Below are 11,431 nucleotides of genomic sequence, written 5' to 3'. Positions count from 1 at the left end.
TTTTTGTTAAATATTTACAAATACTCCAAAGTAATCCAATTACATTTTATAGTTTAAAATTAATTACAATCACATTTTTATGCTGTTTTATGTGTATTTTTACCATAAAATATTATCACCCAACTTTTTCTTTGCACTTATCTATTTGTCCCCACCAGCACTTGTAAGCGCTTTCCACTGCACATTCAAAGTCTATATCTTATCTGTACAACATCTTAGAAATCGTTGACTGGTCACAAAACCAATGCAATGGCATATCACGAATGACCATATTTTGCATTAACTTTTCTGAGTCATTTATATTGCTTTCCATGTTCGTTCTCTTTTTAAAGATGAAAATTTCACTGTATATTATAAGTACAAAAAAAGAACCCTGAAAATCAGGATTCTTTTCATTATAATATATTCTGTTTAAAATGCAGTCAAAGGATGAATAAACAACCCACTCCGCAGCTTCGGCTCAAACCAAGTAGATTTCGGCGGCATTAAAAGTCCTGCATCTGCCACCTGAAACAGCTCCTCAATAGAAGTTGGGTACATGGAAAATGCCACAGTCATATCTTCCGCGCACCGTTTTTCCAGCTCCTTCAGTCCCCGGATACCTCCGATGAAATCAACCCGCTTATCAATTCTTGGATCTTTTACACCAAGAACCGGGTTTAACAGATGATCCTGAAGAAGAGACACATCGAGTCCTTTTACCGGATCCTTAGATACGAAGGAATCCTTAATGGTAAGACGGTACCACTTCTTATTTAAATACATACCAAAGCTTCCCTTGGTATCCGGTGAGTAAGCATCTTCTCCTACAACTTCCACAAGAAAAGCTTCCTCCACCTTCTTTAAATACTCCTCCTCAGAAAGCCCGTTTAAATCTTTCACCACACGGTTGTAAGGCATGATCATAAGCTGTTCATCAGGAAAGAGAACGGAAAGGAAAAAGTTAAATGGTTCCTCTCCTGTATAGCCCGGATTCTCATCTCTCCGCTTCCATCCAACCTTCACAGCAGATGCCGCTCTATGGTGTCCGTCAGCGATATAGGTAGATGGAACCCCTACAAATGCCTGTTCAATCTCTGAAACCGTCACCTCATCAGAAACCTGCCATATTTTATGGCTGATTCCATCCTCTGCGGTAAAATCATAGAGAGGCTTTGTGGCAATGACACGTTCCACGATGCCATTGATAGCTTCCTTTGAGCGGTAAGCCAGGAAGATAGGACCAGTCTGGGCGTCGGTCCGGTCTACGTGGCAGATCCGGTCCAGTTCCTTTTCTTCCCTTGTATTCTCATGCTTTTTAATAATACCCTGTGCATAATCATCAATGGAGGAGCAGGCCACGATTCCTGTCTGGCTCCTTCCGTTCATGACTAGCTCATAAATATAATAAGCTTCCCTGTTATCCTTTAATAAAGTTCCGTCCGAAACCCAGGCATTTAAAAGCTCTCTGGCCTTTTCATATACCCGGCTGTCATACGTATCCACATCATCGGAGAACTGGGTTTCCGGTCTGTCGATGTTAAGAAATGACTTTGAATTTGCGGCTGTAATTTCACATGCCTCTTTCCGGTTATATACATCGTAAGGAAGAGCTGCCACCAGATGAGCCGTTGCTTCATCCGGCCTTACACATTGAAATGGTTTTACAATGGCCATAGTTCCTCCTTATTTAATCACCCGCACCCGTAAAATGCCTTTGATAGCATTTAACTTCTGAATACTCATGGCATCTGGTGTTTTTTCTAAGTCAATGAGGGTGTATGCATATTTTTCACGGCTCTTATTTGTCATGTCCGTAATATTTACATCACCTGCTGCAAGTGTTCCTGTAATCTGTCCAATCATGTTTGGAATGTTCAGATGAAGAACTGCGATACGGCTCTCCGCTCTGCAGATTCCCATATCACAGGCAGGGAAATTAACAGAATTGCGGATGTTACCGTTATCGATGTAATCCATGATTTCTTCCACTGCCATCTTTGCACAGTTATCCTCAGATTCTTCTGTAGAAGCACCTAAGTGAGGAATCACAATCGCTCCCTCTAAATGAGCAGAGGTTACATTTGGGAAATCCGTTACATATTTCTTTACTTTACCAGATTCTAAGGCTGCCTTCATATCCTCTTCATTTACCAGAATGTCTCTGGCAAAGTTTAAGATGACCACACCGTCTTTCATGGTATCAAAAGCTGCCTTATTGATCATTCCTTTGGTGGAATCAATGAGCGGAACGTGAACTGTAATGTAATCACACTCTTTGTAAATAGTATCTAAGGAAGTGATATGTCTGATGTTTCTGGAAAGTCCCCATGCTGCATTGACAGAAAGAAATGGATCGTATCCATAAACCTCCATACCAAGGGAAGAACAGGCATTGGCAACTTCTGCACCAATGGCTCCAAGGCCAACGACGCCCAGCTTTTTACCCTTAATCTCACAGCCTGCAAATGCTTTCTTTGCCTTTTCCGCAGATTTTGCAATGTTCTCATCCTCTGCGTTTGCCTTACACCAGTCAATACCTCCTGTAATATCACGGGAAGCAAGGAGTAAGCCGGCGATCACCAGCTCCTTTACTCCGTTTGCATTGGCTCCTGGTGTGTTAAATACCACGATTCCCTCAGCCGCACAGGCATCCAAAGGAATGTTGTTTACTCCTGCTCCGGCTCTGGCGATGGCTAACAGTCCTTCCGGAAGTTCCATTTCATGCATGGAAGCACTGCGGACCAATACCCCTTCTGCTTCCTTTATATCCTTAGTTAATGTATATTCCTCTGTCAGTAATGCAGTTCCGCAGGGGGATATCTCATTTAAACAATGAATCATTTTCTTCATTTCCTGTCTCCTTCCCGCTTGCCTATTTGGCGTGCTTTTCCTCGAAATCCTTCATAAATGCCACTAACTTCTCTACGCCTTCTGTTGGCATAGCGTTATAGATGCTGGCGCGCATTCCGCCTACGCTTCTGTGGCCTTTTAAGTTTTCAAAGCCTGCTGCCTTTGATTCTTTCACAAAGAGAGCATCAAGCTCATCATCGCCGGTAACAAACGGTACGTTCATAAGAGAACGGTCCTTCTTCTCTACAGTTCCCTTAAACATCTTGCTCTGATCCAGGAAATCATATAAGATGGCTGCCTTCTTTTCATTGATTTCTTTCATCGCATCCAGGCCGCCTAAATTCTTTAACCATTTGAACACCTTGCCGCAGATATAGATACCGTATGCAGGCGGTGTATTATAAAGAGAGCCTGCATCTAAATGGGTCTTATAACGCAGCATGGTAGGAGTTCCCGGCAGCACATCTTCCGTAATCAAATCCTCACGAATGATAGCGATGACTACGCCTGCAGGTCCTACATTCTTTTGTACTCCTGCAAAGATCATGCCGTACTTGGAAACGTCAACAGGTTCGGATAAGAAACAGGAGGAGAGGTCAGCTACTAAGGGTTTTCCCTTTGTGTTAGGAAGTGTCTTATATTTCGTTCCGTAAATGGTGTTGTTCTCACAGATATATACGTAGTCTGCATCCTCTGAGATCGGCAGATCCGAAACATCCGGGATATAACTGAAGGTCTTGTCGGCACTGGATGCAACTGCATTGGCTTTACCATAAAGCGAAGCTTCCTGATATGCCTTTTTTGCCCACATTCCGGTGATGATGTAATCGCCTACGCGATTCTTAAAAAGGTTCATCGGAACCATGGCAAACTGCTGGGATGCACCTCCCTGTAAAAATAAGACCTTGTAATTGTCCGGAATGTTAAGTAATTCCCTAAGATCGGCTTCTGCTTCTCCGATGATGGATTCGAACATTTTAGATCGGTGGCTCATCTCCATAACGGACATACCACAGCCCTTATAATCCATCATCTCTGCTGCTGCTTCTCTTAAGACTTCCTCCGGCAGAACGGCTGGTCCTGCGGAAAAATTAAACACTCTGCTCATATCTCTTCCTCCTCTTTTTCATAGCTCTCAGCTATATCTTTAGATCTTCTGCGTCAAATACCTCTTCAATGGGCGCCCCCGGTGATACCATAGGGAATACCTTATCATCGCAGTGAATCTGACAATCTATAACAACAGGAACGTTAAGGGCAATGGCTTCCCGAAGTACCGGCTCGAATTCCTCTTTGCTGGTTACCCGGTATGCCTTTGCTCCCATTCCTTCTGCTATCTTAACAAAATCTACCTGGTCATTTAATTCGGTATGGGAATATCTCTTTCCATAGAATAAGGTCTGCCACTGGCGAACCATGCCAAGTACGTGGTTGTTTAAAACGATTTGAATAATGGGGATGTTGTAACGGGTGGCAGTGGCGATCTCATTGAAATTCATTCGAAAGCATCCGTCTCCTGCTATGTTAATAACTACCTTATCCTTCACTCCCATCTTGGCACCCATAGCGGCACCAAGTCCGTATCCCATGGTTCCAAGGCCTCCGGAGGTAATAAAGCTTCTTGGATATTTGTACTGGTAGTACTGAGCCGCCCACATCTGATGCTGGCCTACCTCAGTGGCAATGACAGCGTCTCCGCCAGTCACCTCATAAATCTTTTCTATAATAAATGGACCGGTTAAGATGCTCTTTTCATACCGCATGGGGTACATATCTTTTAACCGCTCGATGTGAGCCACCCACTCTTCGTGGTTCATAGGGTCCAGTCTTACATTTAACTTTCTTAAAATGGATTTAACATCTCCCACCACGCTTGCATGTGTCTTAATGTTTTTGTTGATCTCAGCCGGATCTACATCAAACTGAAGAATCTTAGCATTGCGGGCGAACTTCGATGCATTTCCTACCACCCGGTCACTGAATCTGGCCCCAATAACAATTAAAAGGTCACATTCTGTGATTCCCAGATTGGAAGTTTTGGTTCCATGCATTCCTACCATTCCCGTATAAAGCTCATCGGTCCCGTCATAGGCACCCTTTCCCATGAGACTGTCAGCTACCGGGGCCTGTATCTTATGAGCAAAGGAAGAAAGCTCTTCCTCAGCACCGGCAATGATGGCTCCGCCGCCTACGAAAATATAAGGCTTCTGGGATTTACGAATCATGGTCAGAGCTGTTTCCAAATCTTCTTCTGTAATGGTATCCTCCTGACGAACGATTGGCTTTGGCTCTTGGTATTCATAATCAAAGGAGGCTGCTGTTACATCCTTTGTGATATCAACGAGAACCGGGCCAGGTCTTCCTGTCTGGGCGATTGCAAAGGCCCTGCGAATGGTATCTGCAAGCTTTGTGATATCCTTCACAATAAAATTATATTTGGTAATCGGCATGGTTACGCCAGTTATATCGATTTCCTGAAAACTATCCCGCCCAAGAAGTGGAAGGGCTACGTTACAGGTGATGGCCACCATGGGGATAGAATCCATATAAGCCGTTGCAATTCCGGTAACAAGGTTGGTGGCTCCAGGTCCTGAGGTCGCCATACAGACTCCCACCTTGCCGGTTGCTCTGGAATATCCGTCTGCCGCATGGGCCGCTCCCTGCTCATGGGCCGTAAGGATGTGGTTTATCTCATCCTGATGCTTATAAAGGGCATCGTAAATGTTCAGGATCGAGCCTCCCGGATACCCAAAAATCGTATCCACCTTCTGCTCTTTTAAGCATTCGATTACAATCTCTGCTCCTGTCAATGTCTTCATAGGCCGCTCCTTTTCATTATACTTCAAGAATTGCTCCCCGGCTGGCCGGGGCTGCCATGGCCGCATAACGGGCCAGATATCCTGTGGTTACCTGTGGCTTTCTTGGCTGCCATTTTTCCTTTCTGGCTGCCATCTCTTCATCTGAAACTAATAAATCCAGTTTGCAGTTGTCGATGTCAATGGAAATGATATCTCCCTCTTCCACAAGAGCAATGGGACCTCCCACCGCTGCTTCGGGACAGGCATGGCCGATGGAAGCACCTCTGGAGGCTCCGCTGAAACGGCCGTCGGTAATGAGAGCTACGGTCGAGCCAAGTCCCATTCCGGCAATGGCTGAGGTCGGATTTAACATCTCTCTCATGCCAGGGCCTCCCTTTGGTCCTTCGTAGCGGATGACCACTACATCACCTGCCACAATTTTTCCGCCCTTGATAGCTTCAATGGCATCTTCTTCGCAGTCAAACACGCGTGCAGGACCTTCATGCTTTAACATCTCAGGCGCTACGGCTGAACGTTTTACCACTGCCGTATCAGGAGCTAAGTTTCCTTTTAATATGGCAATTCCACCAGTCTTGCTGTAAGGATTTTCTACCGTACGAATGACCTCTGGATTTCTGTTAACACAGTTCTTAATATTCTCACCTACGGTCTTACCAGTTACTGTCATACAGTCTAAGTCTAAAAGTCCCAGCTTGCTGATCTCATTCATAACCGCGTAAATACCGCCTGCTTCATGTAAATCTTCTATATAAGTAGGGCCAGCCGGTGCCAGGTGGCACAGGTTCGGTGTTTTATTGCTGATCTCATTGGCGATCTCCAGATTAAGATCGATTCCGGCTTCATGGGCAATGGCCGGAAGGTGAAGCATGCTGTTGGTGCTGCATCCCAATGCCATATCCATGACCAGGGCATTGCGGAAGGATTTTTCCGTCATAATATCTCTTGGACGGATATCTTTCTCAAGCATATCCATAACAGCCATTCCTGCATGCTTGGCAAGCTTAATTCGATCGGAATAAACAGCTGGAATGGTTCCATTTCCCCGAAGTCCCATGCCAAGGACCTCTGTTAAACAGTTCATGCTGTTTGCCGTATACATACCGGAACAGGAGCCGCAGGTCGGACATGCGCTCTGTTCGTATTCCTTTACTTCCTCTTCTGTCATCTTGCCTGCTGTGTAGGCACCTACTGCCTCAAACATGCTGGAAAGACTTGTTCTGTGTCCGTGCACACGACCAGCTAACATTGGTCCGCCACTGACGAACACTGTGGGTACATTAATGCGGGCTGCTGCCATTAAAAGTCCAGGGACATTCTTATCACAGTTAGGAATCATAACCAGGGCATCAAAGGCGTGGGCTCTGGCCAGACATTCGGTGGAATCGGCTACTAGGTCTCTGGTCACCAGGGAATACTTCATTCCGATATGTCCCATGGCAATTCCGTCACAGACAGCAATAGCCGGTACCATAACCGGGTTACCGCCTGCCATAGCAACACCCATCTTGACCGCAGCTGTAATTTTATCCAGGTTCATATGACCTGGGACGATTTCATTATAAGAACTGACGATTCCAATTAAAGGTTTCTCCATCTCTTCCTCTGTCATTCCCAGTGCATGAAACAGGGAACGATGAGGCGCCTGCTGCATTCCTTTTTTTACTGAGTCACTCTTCATCTGCTGCACACTCCTTTTTTTATTTTCTGATTATATGGAAATCCGGGAGAGGGGGTAAACCATGGGTTTTTCCTCTTCCGGCAATGTTGGCATTTATTTGCTGATCCGCTCTGCGATTAAATCTCCCATTTCAGTGGTGGTTACTCTTATGTTTCCTTCCGAGAAAATATCTCCGGTCCGGTATCCTTCCTGTAATACCGCTTCCACCGCTTTTTCTACGGCTTTCGCTTCCTCATCTAAATCAAAGGAATAGCGGAGCATCATAGCGGCTGAAAGAATGGTTGCAATGGGGTTTGCGATATTTTTTCCTGCAATATCCGGAGCCGAACCATGACTTGGTTCATACATTCCGAATTTACTTTCATTCATACTGGCTGATGAAAGCATTCCGATGGACCCGGTGATCATACTGGCCTCGTCGGATAATATATCTCCAAACATGTTTTCTGTGAGGATCACATCAAACTGTCCTGGGTTCATAACTAGCTGCATGGCACAATTGTCAACCAGCATATGGCTTAAGGCAACTTCCGGATAATCCTTTGCTACCTCTTCCACTACTTTACGCCAAAGTCTGGAGGAATCCAGCACATTGGCCTTATCCACGCTGATGACCTGTTTTTTTCGCTTCATAGCGATTTCAAATGCTTTGATGGCAATTCGTCTGATTTCTGTTTCATTATAAGTGAGAGTATCAACGGCTGTCATCACACCGTCCACTTCTTTCGTGAAACGGTCTCCAAAATAAAGTCCGCCTGTCAGCTCTCTCATGATTACCATGTCAAAGCCATCACCAATGATCTCTTCTTTTAAGGGGCAGGCTGCTGCCAGTTCTTTATAGAGGTAAGCCGGCCTGATGTTAGCAAATAAATTAAGACCTTTGCGAATGGATAATAGTCCCGCTTCCGGTCTCAGATTCGGTGCCACATCGTACCATTTTGAATTTCCCACATCTCCGCCGACTGCGCCAAGGAGAACGGAATCACTATTTTTTGCTGTTTCTAACGCTTCCTCTGTGAGAGGGGCTCCATACGTGTCAATGGAGATACCACCCATTAAAACTTCCTTATATAGGAAATCATGACCGTATACACTTCCTACTTTATCAAGGACCTTCCTGGCTTCTCCAATGATTTCAGGCCCGATCCCGTCGCCAGGGATCACTGCAATGTTGTAATTCATCTCGTCTTCTCCCTCTATATCACTGTACTTTGCTGATGTATTTCTTCTCATAATAGAACATTTAATGATATTTTTCAACTAAAATCAAATATTTTTACTGGAAACTAATATATAAGATTGGAATTGAACCTATGAATTAAGGTTATGTAAGAAAAAGACACTGCCTGACTGCTCGATTCCCGAATGGTGAAAAAAGAGCCAGGCAATGTCTTTTTAAGTAAGAGTTTTTAGGGTCAGCCGTTCATTTTCATACACAATTTCAGTCTGGTAGCGGTCTCTGCTCACATCGTTCAGCCGTTCAATCAGGGAAGCCTTCTCCTCCTCTGATGCAAGCACGGGAAGCCCCCGTTTCGTCACCAATGGGTGGGTGAGATTTAAATCAATGGGAATCAGCTCATATTCAAACGTTCCGCCATCCCGGTCTAAGTCAAAGAGTACCATAAAGTTCTGGGAGAACTTACTATGGCTGTAAAAGCCCTGCCAGTTCCCATCGGAATCCTTCGTCCGGTTCTTGTGTAGAGTGGAGGGAGATTCATTTTCCGGATATCCGTACGCTTCAAACATCTCCGGGGAAATGATGGATTCTCCCGCTTCAAATTCCATAAACAGACTTCCCAGGTTATAAAAGACAGGCTGTCCGTGATAGATTTCTGCCCCTCTTGTAAAATGGGCTCCATGGCCAAAAACACAGCTTGCGCCTGCATCAATAGCTGCATGGGCAAAGTCTTCAATAAATCCAGCCGGGTAATCGGAATACCAGTTTTCATTTTCCCCTTCATGGGTATGGAGATTAACGAATACATAGTCGCTTCTCTCTCTGGCATCCTTTATGGATTTTAATATTTCTCTCTGATCCTTTTCATTGGCTGTGGTCTTCACTCCAGGAGAAGTTCCTTTTTCAAAGGTCAAATATCCCTCAAATAAAGAGCCAAGCTCATATAGGTCTTCTGACTTGCTTTTAAAGGTCTCAATCCTCTTGCCTTCCTCCATGCTGTCATGAATGCCAATTCGCTTACTGATGTCCTTTAAGGAATTAAAATCAGCTTCATTAACCACATAGGTTCTGGACCACCGTAAGGGGTTCACTCCTGGCCTTCCTGGAACTCCATTTCCGGGATTGGAAGCGGCAAAGACCTCACTTCTTGTAACGCCTACAGTGATGATTGCAATCCTTCCGTCAGGAGTATCCAGAAACACTGGCTTTCTGGCGTCGGAAAGGCTTAGACCTACGCCTAAAGGCGTCAGACCGGATTCCTCTGCTGCCTGTATGGTATCGAGAAGGCCCTGTACACCGTAATCGCCTGTATGATTGTTGGCAAAACCAACGTTTCGAATGTTCAGCTTTGAAAATTCCTTTAACGCCTGGGGCCGCACGCTGGTCTGGTATCCCCTTCCAGCTGCTGGGACCGTGTTCTTCTCGGGAGTAACAAACTCTGCATTGGTGAAAACCTCATCTACTTCCTTAAGCCGTGACAGAACGCCAGGATCGATGGTCTTATGGAGATTACTGCTGGAAAACAAGGAATCACCGGTGATTAAAAATTTCATAGCAGCCTCCTGTTATTGTTCTATCAGCTCTTTTTTCGGAATGTAGTTTCCTAATAGCTGTTCTTCACTGATCTTTAATAAGGAACCGTCCTCATAGATTTCCTTAATTCGTTTGTTCACGGCATCTATCAGCTCCTGGTCTCCATTTTTGTCAAACAGGATATATGAACCTGGATCGCTGTTGGTGCTTGCAAATGGAACGATCTTTAAGTTGTTAAAGCCCTGCTCCCGAATAGCTTTTTCCGCAGATATACGGGAAATGATTCTTACATCGTAGCGCCCGGATTCAATGCTTTCAAACTGCTTTACAAAGTTCTCATCAGTATAGATGATATCTGCCTTGGCATCAGGGTGTTCATTGTTGTATTTTTCAAGTAAGGTAGCACCGGAATTTCCTACTTCTGTGACTGCTTTATAACCAGATAAATCTTCCAGGGATTTTAATTTTTCATCATCCTTTCTCACTACAAATACATTGGCATTTTCAATGATCGGAAGGGAGAAGGTGTATTTCTCACGCCGCTCTGGATTGGAACTAAAGTTATTTACACCAAGCTGGAAACGGCCGCTGTCTAACCCGCTTAAGATGCCTTCGAATTCCACTACGTTAAATTCCAGCTTATACTGGGGAAGCCCCTCAAAGATCTTCTTTAACACTTCCACATCATAGCCCGTTAAATTCCCGTCCTTTTGGAAACTGAAAGGATTGCTGACACCGCTGGTGGCTGCCACCACCGTAATCGGCTGCTTTTCCTCTCCCTTTGTCTCAGTGGAACCAGTTGCTGCTTTATTTGCACAGCCTGTAATGGCCGCTGCCGCTAATATGGATACGATGCTTAATAATATTCCTTTTTTCATGTTCTGTCCTCCTGTTTATGTGTGCTGAGAAATCATTATAACACATATATCATACAATTCCTATAGGTTAATGTGAAATATATATTTCGTATGGCTGGTTATTGAAAGAAGTTATAACGGGAGAATGCAAAAAACAGTGCCGGAAATGTGGCCCGGCACTGTTTTTCTTGTTCTAAATATAATGACCTTTGCGGTACCCCCTCCTAAACTTCGCAATAGAACTTCAATGCACGAAGCCTCACAGGATTCGACGTTAGCATTAATTGCTACTAAACTAAATGATATCAATTTCAATCCACGAAGCCACATAGGCCTCGACATTTATTGTCATTAGAATACATACTTGGGAGGATTTCAATCCACGTAGCCACATAAGCTTCGACTCACACTTACATGTATTACAACTTTGATGAGGACATTTCAATCCACGAAGCACATAAGCTTCGACAATTAAAACCATGAAGAACAATGAAAAGAATGAATTTCAATCCACGAAGCCACATAAGCTTCGACG

At 44.5% G+C, this 11,431-nt stretch carries 8 protein-coding genes; all 8 read right to left on the bottom strand.

Annotated features, from left to right (window positions below; genetic code table 11):
- Positions 1 to 411: 411 nt before the first annotated feature.
- Complete coding sequence (locus T546_RS0113840; RefSeq protein WP_026892126.1) at positions 412 to 1,656, bottom strand: DUF1015 domain-containing protein; 1,245 nt, start codon at positions 1,654 to 1,656, stop codon at positions 412 to 414.
- A gap of 9 nt (positions 1,657 to 1,665) precedes the next feature.
- Positions 1,666 to 2,832: a phosphoglycerate dehydrogenase gene (locus tag T546_RS0113835; protein ID WP_026892125.1), complete on the bottom strand. Its 1,167-nt coding sequence runs from the start codon at positions 2,830 to 2,832 to the stop codon at positions 1,666 to 1,668.
- A gap of 22 nt (positions 2,833 to 2,854) precedes the next feature.
- A complete protein-coding gene (gene serC, locus T546_RS0113830; protein ID WP_026892124.1) occupies positions 2,855 to 3,940 on the bottom strand; it encodes a 3-phosphoserine/phosphohydroxythreonine transaminase in 1,086 nt (361 codons plus the stop codon).
- Between the two features lie 31 nt (positions 3,941 to 3,971).
- The gene (ilvB, locus tag T546_RS0113825; RefSeq protein WP_026892123.1) at positions 3,972 to 5,651 is read right to left on the bottom strand and encodes a biosynthetic-type acetolactate synthase large subunit; all 1,680 of its coding nucleotides are present in this window, start codon (positions 5,649 to 5,651) and stop codon (positions 3,972 to 3,974) included.
- Between the two features lie 16 nt (positions 5,652 to 5,667).
- On the bottom strand, positions 5,668 to 7,329 hold the full coding sequence (gene ilvD / locus T546_RS0113820; protein ID WP_026892122.1) for a dihydroxy-acid dehydratase: 1,662 nt from the start codon (positions 7,327 to 7,329) through the stop codon (positions 5,668 to 5,670).
- 93 nt (positions 7,330 to 7,422) lie between these two features.
- Entirely contained in the window at positions 7,423 to 8,511 is a 1,089-nt protein-coding gene (gene leuB, locus T546_RS0113815; RefSeq protein WP_026892121.1) for a 3-isopropylmalate dehydrogenase, read from the bottom strand.
- 213 nt (positions 8,512 to 8,724) lie between these two features.
- Positions 8,725 to 10,059, bottom strand: a complete 1,335-nt coding sequence (locus tag T546_RS0113810; RefSeq protein WP_026892120.1) for a CapA family protein — start codon at positions 10,057 to 10,059, stop codon at positions 8,725 to 8,727.
- Between the two features lie 12 nt (positions 10,060 to 10,071).
- On the bottom strand, positions 10,072 to 10,917 hold the full coding sequence (locus tag T546_RS0113805; protein ID WP_026892119.1) for a transporter substrate-binding domain-containing protein: 846 nt from the start codon (positions 10,915 to 10,917) through the stop codon (positions 10,072 to 10,074).
- Positions 10,918 to 11,431 lie beyond the last annotated feature (514 nt).

Source organism: [Clostridium] aerotolerans DSM 5434 (genome assembly GCF_000687555.1).
In the GTDB taxonomy this organism is placed as follows: Bacteria; Bacillota; Clostridia; order Lachnospirales; family Lachnospiraceae; genus Lacrimispora; species Lacrimispora aerotolerans.
This window is presented reverse-complemented; position numbering and strand designations above follow the sequence as displayed.

Bases quoted from the DNA above. Each gene is read 5' to 3' on its own strand.
- T546_RS0113840 (WP_026892126.1), bottom strand. From the start codon at position 1,656: ATGGCCATTGTAAAACCATTTCAATGTGTAAGGCCGGATGAAGCAACG.
- T546_RS0113835 (WP_026892125.1), bottom strand. From the start codon at position 2,832: ATGAAGAAAATGATTCATTGTTTAAATGAGATATCCCCCTGCGGAACT.
- serC (WP_026892124.1), bottom strand. From the start codon at position 3,940: ATGAGCAGAGTGTTTAATTTTTCCGCAGGACCAGCCGTTCTGCCGGAG.
- ilvB (WP_026892123.1), bottom strand. From the start codon at position 5,651: ATGAAGACATTGACAGGAGCAGAGATTGTAATCGAATGCTTAAAAGAG.
- ilvD (WP_026892122.1), bottom strand. From the start codon at position 7,329: ATGAAGAGTGACTCAGTAAAAAAAGGAATGCAGCAGGCGCCTCATCGT.
- leuB (WP_026892121.1), bottom strand. From the start codon at position 8,511: ATGAATTACAACATTGCAGTGATCCCTGGCGACGGGATCGGGCCTGAA.
- T546_RS0113810 (WP_026892120.1), bottom strand. From the start codon at position 10,059: ATGAAATTTTTAATCACCGGTGATTCCTTGTTTTCCAGCAGTAATCTC.
- T546_RS0113805 (WP_026892119.1), bottom strand. From the start codon at position 10,917: ATGAAAAAAGGAATATTATTAAGCATCGTATCCATATTAGCGGCAGCG.